Source organism: Celeribacter sp. PS-C1 (genome assembly GCF_019429625.1).
Classification (GTDB): Bacteria; Pseudomonadota; Alphaproteobacteria; order Rhodobacterales; family Rhodobacteraceae; genus Celeribacter.
The window spans coordinates 281,689-303,487 of record NZ_JAHXRW010000001.1; the positions used below are offsets into that span (position 1 = coordinate 281,689).

A 21,799-nucleotide genomic window follows, 5' to 3' on the forward strand; every position below is an offset into this window, starting at 1 on the left:
TTAAGCTGGATTAGACTCTATTTCTTTCCAGCTTTCGCCATTGTAGGCACTGTCCCAAAAGCGCCATTCATGCCAGCAGCTGCGCTTGAACGCATGATGCATCCGGGCGCGTGTCTCGGAACTCGCCCCGGCTGCAACGCGATCGGTCAGCGCCAACATGCGCGTGACGCTCTCGTCGAAAGCCTCGCCGGAATAGGTGGCGATCCACTCGGCATAGGGGTTTTCCGGGCGGCTGGTTTCAGCGATTTCCTTGCCGACATCGCGGTAAATCCAGAAGCAGGGCAAAAGCGCCGCGACGGCTTCGGGGAATTCCCCGATCGCGGCGGTGCGCAACAGGAAAGACACGTAGTGATCGCAGGCGGCTGAGACATCTGTTGCTTCAAAGCTGGCGGTCGTGATGCCGAAAAGGCCCATGTAATGGCCGTGCAACCCGCGTTCGACGGCGATGGCCCCTGCGGCGGATCCGGCAAGTTGTGCCACGGCCTGTGCGTCAGGGGATTTGGCGGCGGCAAGGGACAGGGCGCGGGCGAAACCTTCGAGGTAATGGGCGTCCTGAATGATGTAGCCTTGAAAGGTTTCCGGCGGCAAAGTGCCTGACGCCAATTCGCGGTTGAACGCCATGGCGTGGATTTGATCGAGCAGGGTTTGGGTCTCTTGCGCCAGCTCTTGAGTAAAGGTCATATTTGACGTCCTTGTAGGGAATAGAAGTGATGCACCGGGCCATGGCCCGCGCCGACCGACAGCTCGTCCGCGTGGGTAATGGCGGATGTGATGTAGGATTTGGCACGTTTCGCGGCCTCCGGCAGGCTCAGCCCCGCACCAAGCCACGTGGCCAGAGCAGACGCATAGGTGCAGCCGGTTCCATGGGTGTTTTTCGTCGCGATCCGCGTGCTTTCGAGCCAGGTTTCTCCGGCCTCCGTGACGAGCAGATCGGGGCTCTCAGAACCGCTCAAATGTCCGCCTTTGAGCAAAACCGCCTTTGGACCAAGTGCGCGCAGTGCGTGAGCCTGCTCCCGCATGTTGTCCACAGTCTTGGCCTCGGAACAGTCGAGAAGATCGGCGGCCTCGGGCAGGTTCGGGGTGATCACGGAGACCTGCGCCAGAACCGCGCGCAGGGCCGAGACGGCGCTTTGTTGCAACAACCGATCCCCGCCTTTCGCGACCATCACCGGGTCGAGCACCACGGGGCAATCGAGATCAGAGATGCCATGCGCTACGGTTTGCGTGATCGCGGCATCGCCCAGCATGCCGATTTTGATCGCATCAATGCGAATGTCGTGGCGGATGGCTTTGATCTGTGCCGCGATAAAGTCCTTTGGGCAAAGCTGGACGCCAGTCACACCACGGGTGTTCTGCGCGGTGATGGCGGTGATGACGGACATCGCGTAGCCGCCATTGGCGGAAATCGACTTGATGTCGGCCTGAATCCCGGCGCCGCCGGAGCAATCGGAGCCAGCGATGGTGAGAATATTCGGGATCATGCGTCCCTCCATGCGTTGAGGAGATCGCGGCTTGCGGCCTCCATATTGTCGGCCTTCGAGATGGCGGAAATCACCGCCAATCCGGCGCCGCCGGAGTGTTTGATCGCTGCGGCGTCGTGATGGGTCACCCCGCCGATGGCGAGACAGGGCAGCGACGTTAGCGATACAATGCCCGCGAACCCATCTAGACCGATGGGGGCGGCGTGATCGGGTTTCGAGCCGGTCGCCCGGATTGGCCCAACACCGAGGTAATCGACACCAGAGGGAATGGCCGAGAGTTGATCCTTGGTCTCGACGGAGAGGCCGAGGATCATGTCCGGGCCGATCCGACGCCGGATGTCGGCGGGGCTTCCGTCACTTTGGCCGACATGCAGTCCCGGCGCTTTGACGGCGATGGCCACCTCCACGCGGTCATTAATCAGGAGCTTGGCGCCAAGCGGCTTTAAGGCGGTCATCAGGGTCCGGGCGAGATCGGCGAACTCTGCGTCCGGCAGGGTCTTGTGTCGCAGCTGCACCCATCCGGCGCCTCCTTTGGCGGCGGCGATGCTTTGTTCGATCATTGCCTCGGGCGTGGCCGGTTCGGTAATGAAGCAGAGCGGAGGAATATCGAGAGCGCTCATCGCAGAGTGATCCTTGCGCCATTGTCGAGCGCCTCGGGGGTCATGCCATAAAGCGCATCGATGAAGGCGGTTTGGAAGGAGGCGGGGCCTTTGGATTCGCGGCCTGCCATCTCTCCGGCCAGCGCATAATAGGCGAGGGCGGCGATCGTGGCCTCAAACGGGTCTTGGTCGACCAGAAAGGCGGCGACGATCCCGGTCAGGGAACATCCTAGAACAGTGACGCGGGGCATCATCGGGTGACCATTGGCAATTTCCGCGATGCGCTCACCGTCGGTGACGATATCAACCGGACCCGTGACCGCAACAACCGCACCGGTTTGGCGGGCCAGATCGCGAGCGGCGTCCTTGGCGGCCTCGACACTATCGGCTGCATCGGCGCCTTTGCCCGCAGTTTGCGCTCCGGCCAGTGCTAGAATTTCAGAGGCATTGCCGCGAATGACCGTGGGTTTGCAGGCCAAAAGACGCACGCCGAGGTCGCGACGATAGCCGGTCGCGCCGACGGCGACAGGATCAAAGACCCAAGGCTTACCCAGCCGATGCGCGGTGCTTGCGGCCTCTATCATCGCTTCCGCCCATGCCAGCGAGGGAGTTCCTATATTGATGGTCAAAGCCTGCGCGAGGGCGGTGAATTCGGTGGCTTCCTCGCGTGCATGCACCATGGCAGGCGAGGCGCCTGCGGCCAGCATAATGTTGGCCATGACATTCATGGCGACGTAATTGGTGATGTTCTGCACCAAGGGCGCGGTTTCGCGCATTTTGGTAAGGTTTAGGCCCGGTTGGTCCATCATGATCTCCTCCATTGCAGGCGAGGAGATCGAAAGAGAAGGCGCGACCGACTGGAGGCCCGTTTTCTCTCACGCGCCTCCCTCCGCCGGCATTATCCGGTTCAGGTTCTAAGGGTTCGTCTCAGCCCGGGTGTCCCCGAGCGCCCCTGTCGCTCACTTCGGGATTGCTCGCATTCCTTGTCGGGCACGTCAAGTGGGGAGATCGCGGGAATGGAATGGCCCGCCGAACGCGGTTGGTTCGACGGGCGGATATTTTGCGGAGGATTTTGGTCTTAGCCGACAATCAACTGTTTGAGTTGCAAAGCCTCATATTCCAGCGCGGTTAGGCGGTAATTCACCACATCTCCGATGGAAATCAGCCCGATCAGGGTCTCGCCTTCCATCACCGGCAAGTGGCGGAAACGCCCGTCGGTCATGCGGCGCAGCACAGTGACAAGCGTCTCATCCGTTGTGGTGGTCTTAAGCTCTGTCGTCATGAGCGCGTCGACGGTTTTGGGCAGGGTTTGACCCGGTGTTTGCGCCAGTTGCCGCACGATATCGCGTTCGGACAGAATGCCGCAAAGCGCACCTTGGGCGTCTTTGACCAGAACGACGCCGATGCGATTTTCGCTCATGATCTCAACGGCATGTTGCACGGTGTCCTGAGGGCGAATGGCGATGACGTCGCCGCCTTTCGTCGCCAACACATCGCCGACGGTCGCCTGCGCTGCGGACATGTTGGTCTGGACGGTTTGGCTATGGCTGTGCTTGTCTGCCATGGCGCCTCGGGTCTTTGGGGTATAAGAAGCTGGCATGTTGAATCCTCCCTGAACTGTCTTTCAGCGTAGAGGAATTCAAGCCTAAGTAAACTTTTTCCGACCGGGAGACCCGTCTTGATTGAACAGCTGACCGGATCACCGCTGACGCTTTCCCCGCTGATGGCCACGATCCTGTTTGTGATCGCCTGTCTCGCGGGCTATCGCTATCGCTCTGTCTGGAAAGCCGAAGGGCCGCGATCTCAGCTTTGGCTTTTCGGGCTGATCGCGGCGGTGATTTTGCTGGTTCTGGGGCTGGTGCCGATCAAGGCCTAAGAGCCAAAAAAAGACGCCTCAGGCGGCGCCTTCTTCCATCTCATCGAGCATTTTGCGCGCGCGTGGACAGGCAAGGCGTTCGCGAAGCGGGCTGTTCGGGTCGATCTCTTTCTTGCAGACCAGACAATGATCCGCCCCTTCGACGGCGTTCAGACCGCCGCAGCTGCCTTTGATGGTGCGCCCGCTGAACATTACGCCAAGCGCCATGCCAGCCATCACAATCAAAAGAAGCCCAAAGGCGAGAATGAACGTTGACATGGATCGACCCCTGTAGAAATTCCGTCAGATCACGCGGTCAGCGCGGTGAACTTGTCCGAAGCATAGCTCACGCGGCCATGCTCGCCGTCTTTCACGACATGGTCAATGAACAGAACCGCGAGATCACGTTGATTTGCGATCTCGAGACCACGTTCGCGACCCAGCACCAAAAGCGCGGTGGCCCAAGCGTCCGCCAGCATCGCGTTCTCGGTCATCACGGTGACGGAGGCGGTGTTGTGGGTCACAGGACGGCCGGTGGTGGCGTCGATGATGTGGGAATAACGCTGGCCGTCGACTTCGAAGAAGTTGCGGTAGTCGCCAGAGGTGGCCATGCCCATGTCGGAGACGCCGACAACCTGTGCTACGCCGCGATCAAAGGCTTCGGGCGTCTCGATACCGATCTGCCAGGCTTTGCCTTCCGGGTTACGGCCAGCGGTGTAGAGATCGCCGCCAATCTCGACCATGTAATCGGTGATGCCAAAGCTTTTGAGCGTGCGCGCGACCTGATCGACGCCGAAGCCTTTGCCGATGGCGGACAGGTAAACTTCTGCGCCGTCGTTCATCTTGGTGAGGGCGCCGTTTTCGACTTCCAGCGAACGCGACTGGCCGCTGCGCGCCATGGCGTTGGCGATTTGTGCGTCACTCGGCGCATCCATGCGGGTGCCGTTTGCGCCAAAGCCCCAGAGATCGATGAGCGAGCCAACGGTGACGTCAAAGCGGCCTTCGGAGGCGTCATGCACGTGTCCGGCAGCGAGCATCACATGCTCAAGCTCGGGGGAAACGGTCAGCGTGTCACCAGCGGAGGCGGCGTTGAAACGGGAAATCTCAGAGGACGCATCCCAGTTCGACATCTGGGTGTTGACCTTGGCAAGCGCCAGATCGACGGCTTTCTGCAACTCGGCCTTGTTCACGTCTTTGGTGTGGTCGACGGCGACGATGGAATAGCTGGTGCCCATCGTGAGGCCGGTGAGTTCCAGAACGGACCACCCTTTCTTGCAGGCGGCCAGACAGATCGGCATGACCAGAAAGCTACGGCGAGAAAGGAGGAAAGAGTCGGACACGAGGCTGCTCCACTAAGCTGCGATGTTTCAATCTGCGGTGTTCTGCATGCTTCTGCGGCAGAATGACATTGGGTTCAACACTAAAGTAAAAGAACTGCACTCGGAAGCCTTCCAAACCGTGGCTCATTATCGCATAAGGTAGCCGGAAAATGGACAGGGCTTAAAAGACGTGCAGCAACATGTGTTGAATAAGGGTCTCGACGTTCCGGTGCTCGGCGCACCTGACGCCAGGATCGAAGAGGCAGCAACGGTCCGAACCGTCGCCGTGCTGGGGCAAGATTATCTCGGTCTGAAACCGCGTTTGGCGGTGGAAGAAGGAGACGTGATTGCCGCTGGTGCTCCGGTTCTGGCGCATAAGGACACGCCGGAGGTTCAGGTGACCGCACCTGTGTCCGGTCGAATCAAGGCGATCAATCGCGGCGCTCGCCGTGTTCTCGTTTCCGTCGAAATCGAGGTGGACCCGACAGCCGCAGAGCCGGTCGACTTTTCACAAGTCGGTGATGACAGCTCCGCTGCGGGTGTGACGGAAAAACTTTGCGCTTCCGGGCTTTGGACTTCGTTCCGCACGCGTCCCTACTCCAAGGTGCCCGCGCCGGATACAGCGCCGGCCGCGATCTATGTGACTGCGATGGACAGCGAGCCGCTCTGCGGCGATGCAACGCTGATCATCAAGGAAGATGCCGAGGCCTTTGCGCGCGGCCTTCAAGCTGTTGCGCTTCTGACCGAGGGTAAGACCTATCTCTGCCAAGAGAACGGTGCGGACATTCCGGGCAGCGATCTCGCGGGCATCACGGCTGTTGGGTTCTCGGGTCCGCACCCAGCCGGTCTCGCGGGGACGCACATGCATTTCCTCGAGCCGCCGTCGGCGTCGAAAATTGTTTGGACCATCGGGTATCATGACGTGATTGCCATCGGGAAACTGATGTTGACCGGCAAGCTCGATTCCAGCCGAATCATCGCTCTTTCCGGTCCGTTGTGTTCCAATCCGCGCCTTGTCCGCACGATTGCGGGGGCGTCGATGGAGGATCTTTGTGCCGGAGATCTGAAAACCGATACGCCGATCCGCGTGATCTCCGGTTCGATTCTGAGCGGACGTGCGGGCGCGGGGCAGACCGGCTATCTTGGGCGCTATGCTCGGCAGATCACCCTGATCGAAGAGGATCGCAAGCAAATCCCGATGGGCTGGATTCGCCCGATGCCGTCGAAATATGCATTCCAGCCGGTGCTGGGCTCTGCGTTCTCCAAAAAGCTTTATGCGCTGACGTCGAACCTCAACGGCGGGCGTCGTGCCATGGTGCCGCTGGGCACTTTCGAAGAGCTGATGCCGCAGGATTTCCTGCCGACGCAGCTTTTGCGCGCGCTTCTCGTGATGGATACGGACCAAGCGCAGGCGCTGGGCGCTCTTGAGCTGGACGAGGAAGACGTCGCGCTTTGCGGCTTTGCCTGCCCGGCGAAATATGAATACGGCCTCGCGCTTCGCGATAGCCTCACCAAGATCGAGAAGGAGGGGTAAGGCTTTGGGTCTTCGCAATTTCTTCGACCGGATCGAGCCGCATTTCGAAAAAGGCGGCAAGTATGAGAAGTATTTCTCCGTCTACGAGATGGTGGAAAGTCTTCTTTATACACCGAAAACGGTCACCACCGTCGCGCCCCACGCGCGGTCTTATGTCGATATGAAGCGGATCATGACCTACGTGGTCATCGCAACGATCCCGACGATCCTCTTTGCGCTTTATAACACCGGTCTTCAGACCAATATGGCGATTGCTGAATACGGTCCCTCGGGCTGGCGTGCGGCGATCATCGAGGCGCTAGGAATTGGCTTCAATCCTAACAATGTGCTGGCCAACATGGCGCATGGGCTTTTGTACTTCCTGCCGATTTACATCGTGACGCTGGTCGCGGGCGGGATTTTCGAAGTGATCTTTGCGGTCGTGCGCGGCCATGAGGTGAACGAGGGTTTCCTCGTGACCTCCATGCTTTACACGCTGATCATGCCCGCCTCGACGCCTTTGTGGATGGTGGCTTTGGGCATCATTTTCGGTGTCGTGATCGGCAAAGAGGTCTTCGGCGGCACGGGCAAGAACTTTCTCAACCCCGCACTTGTGGGCCGCGCGTTCCTGTACTTCGCGTATCCGGCCAGCATGTCGGGCGACTCGATCTGGACGCCTGTCGATGGCTTCTCCGGTGCGACGGCTTTGGCCATTGGCGCCTCTGAGGGTGTCGGCGCTTTTGCGGCACATGGCATCAGCTGGATGGATGCTTTTGTCGGCACGATCCAGGGCTCGCTGGGCGAAACCTCGACCATCGCCTGTATGATCGGCCTCGCATTCCTGTTGCTGACCAAGATCGCCAACTATCGCCTGATCATCGGCTGTATGGCCGGGATGATGGCCTTCTCCGGTCTCTTGAACTTTATCGGCTCCGACACGAATCCGATGTTCGCGATGCCGTGGTATTGGCATCTGGTGACCGGCGGCTTTGCCTTTGGTCTCGCCTTTATGGTGACCGAACCTGTGTCCGGTGCGCATACCAACATGGGGCGTTACATCTACGGCGCGCTCATTGGCTTTATGGTCGTGATGATCCGCGTGGTGAACCCGGCGTTCCCCGAAGGCATGATGCTCGCCATCCTCTTCGGCAACGTGTTTGCGCCGCTGATCGACTATTTCGTCGTGCAGGCCAACATCAAACGGAGGGCCAAGCGCAATGTCTGAAGCGAATGAAAACAAAGGCTTGATCCGTCGTTTCCTCGACGCGCCGCCGGACAGTGTGGGAAAGACGGTGTTCGTCGCCGTGGCGCTCTGTCTCGTGGCCTCAATGGTCGTGTCTGCCGCCGCTGTGGCGCTGCGCCCGATTCAGGACGAGAACAAGCTGCGCGACAAGCGGATCAATATTCTTCAGGTTGCGGGCGTTTATGACGAAAACACCCCCGTGAACGAGGCTTTCGAGGCATTCGAGCCGCATGTGCTCGATCTCTCGACGGGTGAATTCACCGATGCCTTCGAGACCTCCGAATTCGATGCGCTGGCTGATGCCAGAGACCCATCGATCATGCGCCCGATTGACGAAGACCCTGCCGGTCTCGGCGGTCAGATGCAGGCTTACCGCCTCGTCTATCTGCTGCGCGACGACAGCGGGGCGCTCGACAAGGTTGTGATGCCGATCGAGGGCTACGGACTTTGGTCCACGCTCTATGGTTTCATTGCGCTCGAAGAGAACGGCAACGACATTTTCGGCCTGCAATTCTACCAGCACGGCGAGACGCCGGGTCTGGGGGCCGAGGTGGACAACCCGCGTTGGAAAGCGCTCTGGAACGGCAAGAAACTCTTTGCCGAGGATGGTGATCTCGCGATCACAGTGGCGAAAACGCCGCCGCCTGAAGGCACGGATTACTATGTGGACGCGCTTGCAGGCGCGACGCTGACCTCGCGCGGGGTGGATAACCTTGTGCGGTTCTGGATGGGGGAGGCCGGCTACGGCAGCTTCCTTGAGCATCTGCAAGCAGGAGAGGTGAACTGATGGCACAGACATATCGTTCGCAACTGATCGACCCGTTGGTCGACGACAACCCGATCACTTTGCAGGTTCTGGGCATCTGCTCGGCACTTGCTGTGACCTCCTCGATGCAGGTGGCTTTCGTCATGGCGCTGGCTGTGACGCTAGTGACCGGGTTTTCGTCGATGTTCATCTCGATGTTGCGCAACCAAATCCCGAGCTCGATCCGCATCATCGTTCAGATGGTCGTGATCGCCTCTCTCGTGATCCTCGTCGACCAAGTGCTCAAGGCCTACGCCTATGAGATTTCCAAGACGCTTTCCGTGTTCGTGGGCCTGATCATCACCAACTGTATCGTGATGGGCCGCGCAGAGGCCTTCGCGATGAAGAACCCTCCGATTGCGAGTTTCATCGACGGCGTCGGCAACGGGCTTGGTTATGGGCTTTTGTTGATGGTTGTCTCCGTGATCCGCGAGCTTTTCGGCTCTGGTTCCCTGTGGGGCGTGACCATCCTTGAAACCGTGAACAACGGTGGCTGGTATGTGCCCAATGGTCTTCTGCTCCTGCCGCCCTCGGCCTTCTTCGTGATCGGTCTGATCATCTGGGCCGTGCGCACGTGGAAGCCGGAACAGGTCGAAGAGCGTGAATATAAAATCCAGACGGTGGAGGGCCACTGATGGAAGGTCTCATTTCACTCGCGGTTAAGGCCGTCTTTATTGAAAACCTCGCGCTGTCGTTCTTTCTCGGCATGTGTACCTTCCTCGCGGTGTCGAAGAAAATTTCGACCGCGATGGGCCTCGGCATCTCCGTGATGGTGGTGCAGGCGCTCACCGTGCCGGCCAACAACCTGATCCTGACCAAACTCTTGGCGCCCGGCGCGCTGGCTTGGGCTGGCTTCCCGGATGTGGATCTGACTTTCCTTGGTCTGATCTCCTACATCGGGGTGATCGCGGCTCTGGTGCAGATCCTAGAGATGGTGCTCGATAAGTATTTCCCACCGCTTTACAACGCGCTTGGCGTCTATCTTCCGCTGATCACGGTGAACTGTGCCATCATGGGCGGCTCTCTGTTCATGGTGGAGCGCGGTTATAACTTCGCTGAATCCGCCACCTACGGTCTGTCTTCGGGCTTTGGCTGGGCGCTGGCGATCACTGCAATGGCCGGTGTGCGCGAAAAGCTGAAATACTCGGACATTCCGGACGGGCTTCAGGGGCTTGGCATCACCTTCATCACCGCAGGTCTGATGGCGATGGCCTTCATGTCCTTCTCCGGCGTGAAACTGTAAGGGAGGGCCAGAACCATGATGACATTCAGTCTGGGCGTTGTGCTCTTTACCCTGATCGTGATCGCGCTCGTTGCGGTCATTCTGGCAGCGCGCTCCAAACTTGTGAGCTCCGGCAACGTCAACATTACCATCAATGGTGAAAAGACGATCTCCGTCCCCGCCGGTGGCAAGCTGTTGCAGACACTGGCCGGCCAAAAGCTGTTCGTGCCGTCGGCCTGTGGCGGCGGCGGCACCTGTGCGCAGTGTCGTGTGCGCATCCATTCTGGCGGCGGGTCTATCCTGCCGACCGAGGAAAGCCATATCACCAAGCGTGAGGCCGCCTGTGGCGACCGCCTGTCCTGTCAGGTGGCGGTAAAGCAGGATATGGAGATCGAAGTGCCCGAAGAGGTCTTCGGCGTTAAAAAGTGGGAGTGCACCGTGCGCTCAAACCACAACGTGGCGACCTTCATCAAGGCGCTGGTTCTGGACCTGCCCGAAGGCGAGGATGTGAACTTCCGCGCTGGTGGCTATATCCAGATCGAAGCGCCCGCGCACAAATTGTCCTATAAGGATTTCGATATCGAGGAAGAATATCGCGAAGACTGGGACAAGTTTAACCTCTGGCAGTACGAATCGACCGTCACCGAGCCGATCGAGCGCGCCTATTCGATGGCGAACTACCCGGATGAGAAGGGCATGATCATGCTCAACGTCCGCGTCGCCTCGCCGCCGCCGCGTTCCGAAGGTATCCCGCCGGGTCTGATGTCGTCCTACATCTTCAACCTCAAACCCGGTGACAAGGTCACGATTTCCGGTCCGTTCGGCGAATTCTTTGCGCGCGACACCAAAAAGGAAATGGTTTTCATCGGCGGCGGTGCGGGCATGGCGCCGATGCGCTCGCATATCTTCGATCAGCTCAAACGCCTCGAGAATCGCGACCGCAAGATCACCTTCTGGTACGGCGCGCGTTCGAAACGTGAGATGTTCTTTGTTGAGGACTTCGACGAACTGGCCAAGGAATTCCCGAACTTCACCTGGCACGTGGCGCTCTCTGACGCCCTGCCGGAGGACGATTGGGGCGGTTACACCGGCTTCATCCACAATGTGCTGTTTGAAGAATACCTCAAGAATCACCCGGCGCCTGAAGATTGCGAATATTACATGTGTGGCCCGCCCATCATGAACCAATCCGTGATCAACATGCTGTTGGATCTCGGCGTGGACCGCGAAGACATCATGCTTGATGACTTCGGGGGGTAACCCCGCCAAGGGCCTGAAATAACGAACTGCCGCCAAGCCCAGTGGGGTTTTGGCGGCAGTTTTCGTTTTGAGCCTTGGGAACTTTGGGAGATGAGTCGCCAGACAAGCAAAACAAAAGCCGCCAGACTGATGTCTCGCGGCTTTTTGTCTTCGATCTAGGAAGAAAGTGGTGAGCCGTGCAGGATTCGAACCTGCGACCCACTGATTAAAAGTCAGTTGCTCTACCAACTGAGCTAACGGCCCACTCTCTCAGCCTCATCGGCTGTGCGGCGGGGTTTAATGTCGTGGGTCAGGAGCGTCAAGCGGAAAACTGAGATTTTCTTGGAAAAGGTTCCGACAAGGTTTATATGCCCGCCCATGCAACAGGATTTTGACACCTCCCGCCGCCTCCCTTTTCTGAAAATGCATGGGCTAGGCAATGACTTCGTGATTGTTGATTCACGGGGGCGGGACGCGATTGTCACCGCTGATCTGGCGCGCGCCGTGGGCGACCGTCATCGCGGCGTGGGTTTTGATCAGATGGCAGAGATCAGAAGTTCGGACGCCGCAGACATTGATCTCGATTTCTGGAACTCCGACGGATCGCGTGCGGGCGCCTGTGGCAATGCCACGCGCTGTGTCGGGCGGTTGATGTTGGATGAGACGGGAAAGGACGAGATCACAATTCGCACCGAGCGGGGGATTCTGATCGCCCGGCGTGCGGGCGATGAGGTCTCGGTCAATATGGGCCACCCGCAGCGCATGTGGGACGAGGTGCCTTTGTCGCATCCGGTCGACACCGACTTCCTGCCGCTCGACGGCGAGCCTGTCGCGGTGGGCATGGGCAATCCCCATGCAGTGTTCTTTGTGCCGGACATCAAAGAGGTCGATGTTGCCGGTTGGGGCAAGCGCGTCGAATACGATCCGCTCTTTCCGCAGCGCACAAACGTGGAGTTTGCCGAAGTGCGGGCGCGCGACGAGATCAGAATGCGCGTCTGGGAACGCGGCACGGGGATCACGCTGGCCTGTGGCTCTGGCGCCTGTGCGACGGCCGTGGCGGCCTCTGTGCGCGGCCTGACAGACAAAAAGGTACGGATGGAAGTCGATGGCGGCTGGCTGACGCTCGATTGGCGTGAGGACGGCGTCTGGATGACCGGTCCGACGCAGTTGGTGTTCCAGGCGGAATTTGACACGTCTTTTCTGGAGCGCGTCTGATGTCCGCTAATCCCCCGATTTTTGCGACACTCGGCTGTCGCCTCAATGCCTATGAAACCGAGGCGATGAAAGAGCTGGCCGAGGCCAATGGCATCGAGAACGCTGTTGTGGTCAACACCTGTGCCGTGACCGCCGAAGCGGTGCGCAAAGCCCGCCAGGAGATTCGCAAGCTGCGGCGCGAAAACCCGGAGGCGAAGATCATCGTCACTGGATGTGCGGCCCAAACCGAGCCGGAGACTTTTGCCACAATGGGCGAGGTTGATCTGGTGATCGGCAATACGGAAAAGATGCAGCCCGAGACCTGGCAGAACATGGGGCCGAATTTCATCGGCGACACCGAACGCGTGCAGGTCAATGACATCATGTCCGTGACGGAAACCGCCGGGCACCTCATCGACGGATTCGGACGGCACCGCGCCTATGTGCAGGTGCAAAATGGCTGTGATCACCGTTGCACCTTCTGCATCATCCCCTATGGCCGGGGCAATTCGCGCTCTGTGCCAGCCGGTGTCGTGGTCGATCAGATCAAGCGGCTGGTGGACAAGGGCTTCAACGAAGTGGTGCTCACAGGGGTTGATCTGACCTCTTGGGGGGCGGATTTGCCCGCGACCCCGCGTCTGGGCGATCTGGTGATGCGGATTTTGAAACTGGTGCCGGACCTGCGGCGCCTGCGAATCTCGTCGATTGATTCCATCGAGGCCGACGAGATGCTGATGCAGGCGATCGCCACCGAGCCGCGTTTGATGCCGCATTTGCACCTGTCCTTGCAGCATGGCGATGATTTGATCCTGAAACGCATGGCGCGGCGGCACCTGCGCGATGATGCGATCCGCTTCTGCGAAGAGGCGCGCAAGCTGCGGCCCGAGATGACCTTTGGCGCCGACATCATCGCGGGGTTCCCGACAGAGACCGAGGCGCAATTCGAGAATTCGATGAAGCTGGTGACCGACTGCGACCTGACGTGGCTGCATGTCTTTCCCTATTCGAAGCGCGAGGGCACGCCCGCCGCGAAAATTCCGCGTCAGGTGAATGGCAAGGTGATCCGTGACCGCGCCGCGCGGCTGCGGGCGATTGGGGACGAACAGGTTCACAAGCATTTGCAGGCCCAGATTGGGCGGGAGCATGTGATTCTGATGGAGAACCCGCATATGGGCCGGACGGAACAGTTCACGGAAGTGAGTTTCGAGACGGCTCAGGATGAGGGTGCGATCCTCAAAGCGGTGATCAGTGGCGTCAAGGGTACGCAGCTCACCGTATGAAGCCGATTCTCTATTCCTTCCGCCGCTGTCCCTATGCGATGCGGGCGCGGCTAGCGATTGCCTCGGCCGGCATTGAAGTAGAGCTGCGCGAGGTGGTTCTTCGCGATAAGCCGCAGGAGATGCTTGAGGCCTCACCGAAAGGCACGGTGCCTGTGTTGATCACGGAGACAGGCGTGATCGAGGAAAGCCGCGAGATTATGGAATGGGCGTTGGTGCAGAACGACCCGGAGGGGCTGTGCGATATGCCCGCCGAGGGCGAAGACTGGATCGCGCAGATCGAAGGCCCGTTCAAGACTGCGCTGGACCGCTACAAGTATGAAACGCGCTATGAGGGTGTCGAACCTCTGGCGGAACGCGAGGCGGCGGCAGCCATCCTGAGGCAGGTGGACGGACAGCTGCGGGAACGCCTTTGGCTCTATGGTGACAGGCCCAGCTTCGCCGATCTGGCGACGATCACCTTCGTGCGACAATTCGCCATGGTGGACCGAGCATGGTTCGAGGGGGAGGATTGGACGGGGGTTCAGGGCTGGTTGGAACGTTTTTTGGCGTCCGAGCGGTTTGCGCAGATTATGCTGAAATATGCAAAATGGCAGCCGGGAGACGATCCGGTGGTTTTTCCGGCCATTTCACTGAATTGATAATCAACGAAAAACTCTCGTTACCCGTAAATCGCGTCGATGTTAGTGAATATAGGTATCTCGGAGATGTATCTTACCTGTCCCCAAGACACCACACCGCGACAGATCGCGTGTGTTCACAATTCATTGAATGCTAGACGTGGGCGTCTACGCTCGCTAAAACCGCCTGCGAAGGGCTGCGGGAAAACTGCGGCCTCTCATGCATTGGCCGGGGAGGACCGGCCGAAGAAATTGGAGAATTGCAGTGTCCCACGTAGATGAACACGAAGGCACCCGACGCGATTTCCTGTACTACGCCACTGGTGGCGCTGGTGCAGTTGCCGCCGGTGCCGCAGTCTGGCCGCTGGTCAACCAGATGAACCCCTCCGCAGACGTTCAGGCGCTTAGCTCGATCCGCGTTGACATCAGCGGCATCGAGGTCGGCACGCAGCTGACCGTCAAGTGGCGCGGCAAGCCGGTGTTCATCCGTCGTCGCACCCAGGATGAAATCGACGCGGCACGCGCGGTGACCATGGATGAACTGGTCGACCCGATCGCGCGCAACGACAACAAAGATGCGGCGCTCGACGCCGAAGATCAGAACCGCACCATGGACGAAGCTGGCGAATGGCTCGTTATGATGGGCGTCTGCACCCACCTCGGCTGCGTGCCGCTGGGCGATGGCGCTGGTGATTTTGGCGGCTGGTTCTGCCCGTGTCACGGTTCTCACTACGATACCTCCGGTCGTATCCGTAAAGGGCCGGCGCCCGAGAACCTTCCGGTTCCGACTGCCGCCTTCGACGGCGACACCGAGATTGTTCTGGGCTAAGGGAGGAACTTATGTCTGGTATTCCGCACGACCATTACGAGCCGAAGACGACCTTTACCAAAGGCGTCGAGAAACGGCTTCCTATCATCGGCCTGATCTACGGCACGCTGATGATCCCGACGCCTAAAAACCTGAACTGGATGTGGATCTGGGGCATCGTCCTTGCGTTCTGCCTCGCGCTTCAGATTGTCACCGGTATCGTTCTGGTGATGCACTACACCCCGCATGTCGATCTGGCCTTCGCCTCTGTCGAACACATCATGCGTGACGTGAACGGCGGACATATGCTGCGTTATCTGCACGCCAACGGCGCATCGCTGTTCTTCTTCGCTGTGTATCTGCATATTTTCCGCGGTCTCTACTACGGTTCCTACAAGGCGCCGCGCGAGATCACCTGGATCATCGGCATGATCATCTACCTCTTGATGATGGCAACCGGCTTTATGGGCTACGTGCTGCCCTGGGGTCAGATGTCCTTCTGGGGTGCGACCGTGATCACCGGCCTCTTTGGCGCAATCCCGTTCATCGGTGAACCGATCCAGACTTGGCTTCTGGGCGGACCGGCCGTGGACAACGCTACGCTGAACCGCTTCTTCTCGCTGCACTACCTCCTGCCCTTCGTGATCGCAGGTCTGGTCATCGTGCACATCTGGGCTTTCCACAACACCGGCAACAACAACCCCACGGGTGTTGAAGTGCGCCGCACCTCGAAAGCCGAAGCCGAGAAAGACACACTGCCGTTCTGGCCGTATTTCGTGATCAAAGACCTCTTCGCCCTAGGCGTGGTGTTGATCGCCTTCTTCGCGGTTGTCGGCTTCATGCCGAACTACCTGGGCCACCCGGACAACTACATCGAAGCCAACCCGCTTTCGACGCCTGCACACATCGTGCCGGAATGGTACTTCCTGCCGTTCTACGCGATCCTGCGTGCCTTCACCGCTGACGTTTGGGCCGTGCAACTCGTGTCCATGCTCACCGGCGGCATCGTTGATGCGAAATTCTTCGGTGTGCTCGCCATGTTCGGCGCCATCATCGCCATGGCCCTCGTGCCGTGGCTGGACACCTCGACCGTGCGTTCGGGCAAATATCGTCCGAGCTTCAAATGGTGGTTCTGGCTTCTGGCCGTGGACTTCATCGTGCTGATGTGGGTTGGCGCCATGCCGACTGACGGCATCTACCCGTATATCTCGCTGATCGGTGCAACCTATTGGTTCGCCTACTTCTTCGTGATCCTCCCGCTTCTGGGTGTGCTCGAGAAACCGGCCCCGCTGCCGGCCTCTATCGAAGAAGATTTCGCGTCCCACTATCCGGGCGCGGCAGAGTGAGAAAGGAAACAGGGACAATGATCAAGAACCTCACCCTCTCCGCCCTCACCGCTTTGGGTCTTTCTGCCACGGCCGCTCTGGCCGCTGGCGAAGGCGGGCACATCCATGACGTGGACTTCTCCTTTGAGGGCCCGTTTGGCAAATATGACCAGATGCAGCTTCAGCGCGGTCTTCAGATCTACACTGAGGTCTGTTCCGCCTGTCACGGCATGAAGTTCGTGCCGATCCGCACCCTCGCGGATGAAGGTGGCCCGCAGCTTCCCGAAGATCAGGTGCGCGCCTATGCGTCCCAGCTTTTGGTCGCTGACGAAGCCGCGAACATGCATCTCTACGACTATAACGAAGGTGCCGCACGTCCGCTGACCGAGAACGACCACTTCCCGGCCAACGAAGCGCAAAATGCACCGGATCTTTCGCTGATGGCGAAGGCCCGTGCGGGCTTCCACGGTCCGGCTGGCCTCGGGATCAACCAGTTCCTCAAAGGTATTGGTGGCCCTGAGTACATCGTCGCCATTCTCACCGGTTACACCGGCGAAGAGAAAGTCGAAGCGGGCACCACCTATTACGAGAACACCGCCTTCTCGACCGGTTGGATCGCCATGGCCCCGCCGCTTTATGGTGAGGACGTCGAATTTGCTGACGGTCACTCCAATGAGTTGCACCACGAAGCCGAAGATGTTGCGGCCTTCCTGATGTGGGCGGCTGAGCCCAAGATGATGGCCCGCAAGAAAGCCGGTTTCGTTGCCGTGACCTTCCTTGTGATCCTGACCTCGCTTTTGTACCTGACGAACAAAAAGCTTTGGGCACCGCACAAAGGCAAAAAGACCACGCTCTGATTTTAGAGTTGGTTCGAAACAGAAAGCGCCCCGATTTGGGGCGCTTTTTTATGTTCCGATGTAGGCTTTGAGCCCTTCAGGCGGATCGGCTTTCATCTCCGCCCAGTCTCGCGGCGGCTGGCATTGACCGTCTTCGATCCAGATCACCAGATCGGCAAAGCGGTCCACATCCGCAATATCATGGGTGACCATCAACATCGTCGCGCCGAGTTTCTCGCTGACCTCTTTGGCCAACCCGATCATCTCGCCGCGCATTGCCGGACCCAGCGCGGAAAAGGGCTCGTCCAGCAGGATCAAAGGCTTTTCCTGCACCAACACTCTTGCGAGCGCGACACGGCTTTGTTGACCGCCCGAAAGCTCCGCAGGGCGGCGGACCTCCATGCCTGTTAGACCGACGGCACTGAGCGCTTCGGACACACGCTCCTGCTCCGCCTTGCTCAGTCGGAGGCTGGGCTTGATCCCAAGCCCGACATTCTGCGCCGCTGTCATATGGGCAAATAGATTGTTGTCCTGAAACAGATGCGAGATCGGCCGCTCGTGGGGCAGGGCCTGTGTCACGTCTTTTGTGTCCCAAAGCATTGCGCCGGCGTCCGGCGCCTCGAACCCACCGATTAGCGATAACAGCGTGGATTTACCCGCGCCCGATGGGCCGATGATGGCGACACGCGCTCCATCGGGGATCGAAAAGTCTCCGGAAAGAGTGAAATTACCCTGCGTCAGACGGATGGATCGAAGCTCAAGCACGGCGTCTCCCCCAAAGATCGAAGATGTAAAACAGAGCCAAACTCAGCCCCAAAAGCAGCAAAGCCGCCCCCATCGCCTGATCCATGCGATAAGATCCCATGAGGCGATAAATCTGTAGTGGCAACGTTGCGGCTTCCGGGCGGGCGAAAAGGGCGATTACGCCCAAATCCCCCATCGAAAGGGCCGCGGCAAGACCCGCAGAGAACCCCATAGGTACGCGCAGGCGTGGGAAAAGAACGAGCCGAACCCGGCTGAAACCAGTCAAACCAAGACTGTCAGACAGGCGCCCGTAGTCACGCTCTGCGCCACTCAGAGCCGGACCCAAGGCGCGCAAGATAAAGGGCATCGACATCACAGCATTGACTAAAGCCGTGATCGGCAAGGCCCAATCGGCGGGATCGGTGACAGCAAAGAGCACGATGTAAAGCCCCGTGCCCATCACCAGTGGCGAGGCAGCGATGGAGGACATGCCGATGATCTCAAGGCTACGAAACCGAAGCGCGGAAAGGGCGAGAGCCAGAGACATGAAGATCGCCAGAAATGCGGAGCCGATGGCCGTCAAAATCGACCGCAATGCCGCAGACCAGACGGAGGCAGGTAGGTCCAGAAGCCCCGGCGCGCCACGCAAGGCAATGGCGAGCAGGGGCGTCAAAAGAAAGACGCTGATCAGACCAACCCAGAGCATATCCAGCGCACGTGCAGAAGTATTGCGGGCGTCGAAGCGTTGCACCACGCGATGAAGCCCGCCGGACCCCATCTGTGGAACGCGAAATTTCAAAGAGGCAGCCGCCGCGACAGCGCAGATCGCCACTTGGATCAGCGCCAGAAGCGAGGCTTTGCCAAGGTTGAAATCATAGCGAAACGCCTCGTAGATCGCGAGCTCGACCGTGGTCGCCTTGGGGCCGCCGCCAAAGGTGAGCGCGATGGCAAAGGAGGTGGTGCAGATCAGGAAAATGACGGTGAAGGCGCCGGGCACGATCTCTTTGAGCATCGGCAGTTCTAGGTGACGAAAAATATCACGTGGGCCGAAGTGCAGCGAGGAGGCGAGACGGAATCTTTCAGCCGGAATCGCCCCCCAACCCTGAAGCAGAAGCCGGGTTGCCAAAGGCAGGTTGAAAAACACATGCGCCAATACGACACCGTGAAAGCCGTAGATCGAAATAGGCTCTAATCCCGCCCAACTGAGCGCAACAGAGACAAATCCCGCATTGCCGAACACAGCCGTCAAGCCGAGGATCGCCACGATGGTGGGCAAGATAAAAGGCGCGCCCAAAAGCGTGATCAACAGGCCGCGACCCGGAAAGCTGCGCCGCGCCAAAGCGCGCGCGGCGGGAATGGCGAAGAGGATGGAGAGTGCGGCGGACAGGAGCGCCTGCACCACCGTGAAACGCACTGCCATCCAGTCAAAACGGGAGAGGGCGGAAAAGCTTTCCGCCCGCAAGGCCACCGCGCCCAATGTGCCAAAGCTCAAAGCGGCGACCAAAGCCGCCGTGATGAGACCGGGCCAGAGGATTACTGAGAAAACGCGCTGCGCCATTCAGAAATCGCTTCATCCCGCAGGGCTGCGGCTTCGTCCTCACCCAAAAGAATCGCCTTATCGGGATAGTTCAGCTGCGAAAACGCCTCGGGCCATTGCTCTTTCGGAAGTGCGGAGGGATAGGACCAGTTGGCGGTGGGAATGATGTTTTGGAACGCAGGCGACAGGACGAAATTCATAAACTGATCCGCCAATTCCGGCTGATCCGTGCCTGCAAGTTTCGCGGTCAGTTCGACGGACATGTAATGCCCTTCGTCGAAGAGGGCTGCGGATTTGGTTTCGTCCTCTTCTGCGATGATGTGATAGGCGGGGGAGACGGTGTAGGAGAGCACCATATCGACCTGACCGTCGGTGAACATACCGTAGGCCTCCGACCAGCCTTTGGTCACGGTGGTCACCTTGGGCGCCAGTTTCGCCCAGGCCTCTTCGACCTCATCGCCAAAGACTTCGTGCCCCCAAAGGACCAGCGTTAGACCCGAACTCGAGGTGCGCGGGTCTTGAATGGCGATTTTCCAGTCTTGGTCGGAATTCACCAGTTCATGAAAGGATTTCGGCGGATTGGTGATTTTTGTGTTGTCATAGACAAAGGCCGCGAAAGACCAATCGAAGGGCAAAAACGTCTCATCCGTCCACTCAATCGGCATGGTCAGGGGTGACAGGTCCACGCCATGGGGCGCGAACAGACCGGTGTCGCGGGCTTGTTTCATCGCATCCACGTTGATGCCGATCGCGACGTCTGCCTCTGTCCGCGCGCCCTCAAGGCGAATGCGCGGAAGGACATCGCCGGTGATATATTCCAGCTCGCATCCGCATTGTTCTTCGAAGGCCGCCTTGATTGCGGGTCCGGGGCCCCATTCGGAGGCAAAATAATCCGGGGCGTAAACGGTGAGGGTCTCTGCCTGTGCAGAGGTTGCAGCCAGTAGGGCCGCAAGGGTCAATCCATATTTCATGGCTCGCTCCATAGTCATATGGGCGAAGAAAAAGGTCGCGTGTGGAACATCGCTGATACCTTCCCTCCGCCGGTGTTAGCCGGTTCAGGTTCAACGGGTTCGCGTTTGCATCTCAGCCGTGTTTGACACGGGCACCCCGAGGTAGGCGCGAAGCTAGTGATCCGGGGCGTCAAACGCAAGCCCCATGGAAATGATAACGGACGCATAACAGGTCTTTGATGGCGAAGAGATGGACCCGGAACGGGGATGTGCATAGACTCTATCCATCTTACTGGTTGGAGGATGCCATGAAGGTTGCGAGTTTTGTGTTTGTGGGCGCCGTGGCCCTGGCGGCCCCGGTTTTCGCCAATTCTGTGCCGGTCGGGTTCAGCACGAAAGTAATGTGCGAGGGTCTTTCGGGCCGCGTTGGGTTCGCCGATGAGGCTGCCATGCTCGAGATGGATGAGCGCCTTGTGACCCTGCCCCAGACGCTCTCTGCCTCAGGCGCGCGCTATGAGGACGAGGCGGAAGATGTCCTGTTCTGGATTAAGGGCGAAGAGGCGCTTTTGGGCTGGAATGGGGTCGAAATGAACTGTGCGCTTGCGGGGGGCGAGGCACCTTGGACGGCGCGTGGGAATGAGCCGGGTTGGCGTGTTTCGGTGAGCGAAGGTCAGATGCTGGCTGAATTGGACTACGGTGAAACCGTGGTCGAAGCTGAGTTGCCGGTGGCGCAGTTGCGTGACGAGGGCCTTCTCTACGACGCGACTGAGCTTGATCTTTTAGTGTCACCAGAGCTTTGTCGTGACGACATGTCAGGGCAAGTCTATCCGGAAACGGTGACCTTGACCCGTGGCGAGACCTCATTTCGAGGCTGCGCGGGGGAGACGATGGACCTTTTGAGCGGACCGGAGTGGCAAATCGAGGATGTCGCGGGGGCTGGCGTGATTGACGCAAGCAACGCGACGCTGGCGTTCGACGGTGACCGGGTCGCGGGCTCGACCGGTTGCAATCGCTATATGGGCGGAGTTGAGGTGACCGGCGACGGTCTTCGTTTCGGTCAGCTGGCATCCACCCAAATGATGTGCCCGGAGTCCCTGATGCAGCAGGAGGCGCGTGTTTTGGAGGCTCTGGCTAAAGTGGAGCGATTCGACATCGACGAGACCGGCGCGCTTGTGCTCTACAGTCAGGGTGAGCGGCTGATCACGGCACGTCGCTAATATGAAACGCCGCCC

Annotated in this window: 24 protein-coding genes, 1 tRNA gene and 2 riboswitches; of the genes, 14 read left to right on the plus strand and 11 right to left on the minus strand. The window is 59.2% G+C overall.

All coding sequences use genetic code 11. The features are described 5' to 3' along the window. The 5 genes from tenA to J5Y17_RS01395 form a co-directional block, all read right to left on the minus strand. Positions 1-681 carry a thiaminase II gene (gene tenA / locus J5Y17_RS01375; RefSeq protein WP_219783411.1) on the minus strand — a complete coding sequence of 227 codons (681 nt, stop codon included), beginning with the start codon at positions 679-681 and terminating at the stop codon, positions 1-3. Further along, the gene (gene thiD / locus J5Y17_RS01380) at positions 678-1,481 is read right to left on the minus strand and encodes a bifunctional hydroxymethylpyrimidine kinase/phosphomethylpyrimidine kinase (protein WP_219783412.1); all 804 of its coding nucleotides are present in this window, start codon (positions 1,479-1,481) and stop codon (positions 678-680) included. Before thiD ends, tenA begins: the two co-directional genes overlap by 4 nt. Then, the gene (thiE, locus tag J5Y17_RS01385; RefSeq protein ID WP_219783413.1) at positions 1,478-2,101 is read right to left on the minus strand and encodes a thiamine phosphate synthase; all 624 of its coding nucleotides are present in this window, start codon (positions 2,099-2,101) and stop codon (positions 1,478-1,480) included. The genes thiD and thiE overlap by 4 nt, the downstream gene beginning before the upstream one ends. After that, on the minus strand, positions 2,098-2,886 hold the full coding sequence (thiM, locus tag J5Y17_RS01390; RefSeq protein ID WP_219783635.1) for a hydroxyethylthiazole kinase: 789 nt from the start codon (positions 2,884-2,886) through the stop codon (positions 2,098-2,100). The genes thiE and thiM overlap by 4 nt, the downstream gene beginning before the upstream one ends. Positions 2,887-2,947: 61 nt before the next feature. Then, positions 2,948-3,044, minus strand: a riboswitch (TPP riboswitch). A 114-nt stretch (positions 3,045-3,158) separates the two neighbouring features. Then, positions 3,159-3,680 carry a CBS domain-containing protein gene (locus J5Y17_RS01395; RefSeq protein WP_219783414.1) on the minus strand — a complete coding sequence of 174 codons (522 nt, stop codon included), beginning with the start codon at positions 3,678-3,680 and terminating at the stop codon, positions 3,159-3,161. Positions 3,681-3,758: 78 nt separating this feature from the next. On the opposite strand from J5Y17_RS01395, the gene J5Y17_RS01400 reads away from it, so the two are divergent. Continuing rightward, the gene (locus tag J5Y17_RS01400) at positions 3,759-3,956 is read left to right on the plus strand and encodes a hypothetical protein (protein ID WP_219783651.1); all 198 of its coding nucleotides are present in this window, start codon (positions 3,759-3,761) and stop codon (positions 3,954-3,956) included. Positions 3,957-3,974: 18 nt separating this feature from the next. On the opposite strand, the gene nqrM is transcribed toward J5Y17_RS01400, so the two are convergent. Both nqrM and J5Y17_RS01410 read right to left on the minus strand, forming a co-directional pair. After that, positions 3,975-4,214, minus strand: coding sequence for a (Na+)-NQR maturation NqrM (gene nqrM / locus J5Y17_RS01405; RefSeq protein WP_219783415.1), 240 nt, complete (start codon positions 4,212-4,214; stop codon positions 3,975-3,977). A gap of 29 nt (positions 4,215-4,243) precedes the next feature. Next, positions 4,244-5,275, minus strand: a complete 1,032-nt coding sequence (locus tag J5Y17_RS01410) for an FAD:protein FMN transferase (RefSeq protein ID WP_370628813.1) — start codon at positions 5,273-5,275, stop codon at positions 4,244-4,246. Positions 5,276-5,444: 169 nt separating this feature from the next. Here J5Y17_RS01410 and J5Y17_RS01415 point away from each other — a divergent pair, with 169 nt between their 5' ends. Genes J5Y17_RS01415 through nqrF form a run of 6 tightly spaced genes read left to right on the plus strand, consistent with a single transcriptional unit; the run spans position 5,445 to position 11,297 of the window. Continuing rightward, a complete protein-coding gene (locus J5Y17_RS01415) occupies positions 5,445-6,788 on the plus strand; it encodes a Na(+)-translocating NADH-quinone reductase subunit A (RefSeq protein WP_219783416.1) in 1,344 nt (447 codons plus the stop codon). 4 nt (positions 6,789-6,792) lie between these two features. Continuing rightward, the gene (locus J5Y17_RS01420) at positions 6,793-7,992 is read left to right on the plus strand and encodes an NADH:ubiquinone reductase (Na(+)-transporting) subunit B (RefSeq protein WP_219783417.1); all 1,200 of its coding nucleotides are present in this window, start codon (positions 6,793-6,795) and stop codon (positions 7,990-7,992) included. After that, complete coding sequence (locus J5Y17_RS01425) at positions 7,985-8,797, plus strand: Na(+)-translocating NADH-quinone reductase subunit C (RefSeq protein ID WP_219783418.1); 813 nt, start codon at positions 7,985-7,987, stop codon at positions 8,795-8,797. Before J5Y17_RS01420 ends, J5Y17_RS01425 begins: the two co-directional genes overlap by 8 nt. Continuing rightward, positions 8,797-9,450 carry an NADH:ubiquinone reductase (Na(+)-transporting) subunit D gene (locus J5Y17_RS01430; RefSeq protein WP_219783419.1) on the plus strand — a complete coding sequence of 218 codons (654 nt, stop codon included), beginning with the start codon at positions 8,797-8,799 and terminating at the stop codon, positions 9,448-9,450. Before J5Y17_RS01425 ends, J5Y17_RS01430 begins: the two co-directional genes overlap by 1 nt. Next, the gene (gene nqrE, locus J5Y17_RS01435; protein WP_066601138.1) at positions 9,450-10,058 is read left to right on the plus strand and encodes an NADH:ubiquinone reductase (Na(+)-transporting) subunit E; all 609 of its coding nucleotides are present in this window, start codon (positions 9,450-9,452) and stop codon (positions 10,056-10,058) included. Before J5Y17_RS01430 ends, nqrE begins: the two co-directional genes overlap by 1 nt. Positions 10,059-10,073: 15 nt before the next feature. Further along, a complete protein-coding gene (gene nqrF / locus J5Y17_RS01440; protein ID WP_219783420.1) occupies positions 10,074-11,297 on the plus strand; it encodes an NADH:ubiquinone reductase (Na(+)-transporting) subunit F in 1,224 nt (407 codons plus the stop codon). Positions 11,298-11,464: 167 nt separating this feature from the next. Here the strand turns inward: nqrF and J5Y17_RS01445 are convergent. After that, a tRNA-Lys gene (locus J5Y17_RS01445) sits at positions 11,465-11,540 on the minus strand. A gap of 114 nt (positions 11,541-11,654) precedes the next feature. Between J5Y17_RS01445 and dapF the strand changes: the two genes are divergently transcribed. From dapF to J5Y17_RS01475, 6 genes are all read left to right on the plus strand, one after another. Further along, positions 11,655-12,491 carry a diaminopimelate epimerase gene (gene dapF / locus J5Y17_RS01450; RefSeq protein ID WP_219783421.1) on the plus strand — a complete coding sequence of 279 codons (837 nt, stop codon included), beginning with the start codon at positions 11,655-11,657 and terminating at the stop codon, positions 12,489-12,491. Further along, positions 12,491-13,750 (plus strand): tRNA (N(6)-L-threonylcarbamoyladenosine(37)-C(2))-methylthiotransferase MtaB, encoded by a 1,260-nt coding sequence (mtaB, locus tag J5Y17_RS01455; protein WP_219783422.1) that lies wholly within the window; start codon positions 12,491-12,493, stop codon positions 13,748-13,750. Before dapF ends, mtaB begins: the two co-directional genes overlap by 1 nt. Then, the gene (locus J5Y17_RS01460) at positions 13,747-14,388 is read left to right on the plus strand and encodes a glutathione S-transferase (RefSeq protein WP_219783423.1); all 642 of its coding nucleotides are present in this window, start codon (positions 13,747-13,749) and stop codon (positions 14,386-14,388) included. The genes mtaB and J5Y17_RS01460 overlap by 4 nt, the downstream gene beginning before the upstream one ends. A gap of 244 nt (positions 14,389-14,632) precedes the next feature. Further along, positions 14,633-15,196, plus strand: a complete 564-nt coding sequence (gene petA / locus J5Y17_RS01465) for a ubiquinol-cytochrome c reductase iron-sulfur subunit (protein ID WP_219783424.1) — start codon at positions 14,633-14,635, stop codon at positions 15,194-15,196. A gap of 11 nt (positions 15,197-15,207) precedes the next feature. Further along, positions 15,208-16,521 (plus strand): cytochrome b, encoded by a 1,314-nt coding sequence (gene petB / locus J5Y17_RS01470; RefSeq protein WP_219783425.1) that lies wholly within the window; start codon positions 15,208-15,210, stop codon positions 16,519-16,521. 17 nt (positions 16,522-16,538) lie between these two features. Next, entirely contained in the window at positions 16,539-17,357 is an 819-nt protein-coding gene (locus J5Y17_RS01475) for a cytochrome c1 (protein ID WP_219783426.1), read from the plus strand. Between the two features lie 48 nt (positions 17,358-17,405). On the opposite strand, the gene J5Y17_RS01480 is transcribed toward J5Y17_RS01475, so the two are convergent. The 3 genes from J5Y17_RS01480 to thiB are packed head-to-tail and all read right to left on the minus strand — an operon-like array spanning position 17,406 to position 20,588. After that, positions 17,406-18,101 carry an ATP-binding cassette domain-containing protein gene (locus tag J5Y17_RS01480; RefSeq protein ID WP_219783427.1) on the minus strand — a complete coding sequence of 232 codons (696 nt, stop codon included), beginning with the start codon at positions 18,099-18,101 and terminating at the stop codon, positions 17,406-17,408. After that, positions 18,094-19,638: a thiamine/thiamine pyrophosphate ABC transporter permease ThiP gene (locus J5Y17_RS01485; RefSeq protein WP_219783428.1), complete on the minus strand. Its 1,545-nt coding sequence runs from the start codon at positions 19,636-19,638 to the stop codon at positions 18,094-18,096. Before J5Y17_RS01485 ends, J5Y17_RS01480 begins: the two co-directional genes overlap by 8 nt. Then, positions 19,614-20,588: a thiamine ABC transporter substrate binding subunit gene (thiB, locus tag J5Y17_RS01490; protein ID WP_219783429.1), complete on the minus strand. Its 975-nt coding sequence runs from the start codon at positions 20,586-20,588 to the stop codon at positions 19,614-19,616. Before thiB ends, J5Y17_RS01485 begins: the two co-directional genes overlap by 25 nt. A gap of 44 nt (positions 20,589-20,632) precedes the next feature. Next, positions 20,633-20,737: riboswitch (TPP riboswitch) on the minus strand. A gap of 138 nt (positions 20,738-20,875) precedes the next feature. Here thiB and J5Y17_RS01495 point away from each other — a divergent pair. Continuing rightward, positions 20,876-21,784, plus strand: coding sequence for an META domain-containing protein (locus J5Y17_RS01495; RefSeq protein ID WP_219783430.1), 909 nt, complete (start codon positions 20,876-20,878; stop codon positions 21,782-21,784). Positions 21,785-21,799 lie beyond the last annotated feature (15 nt).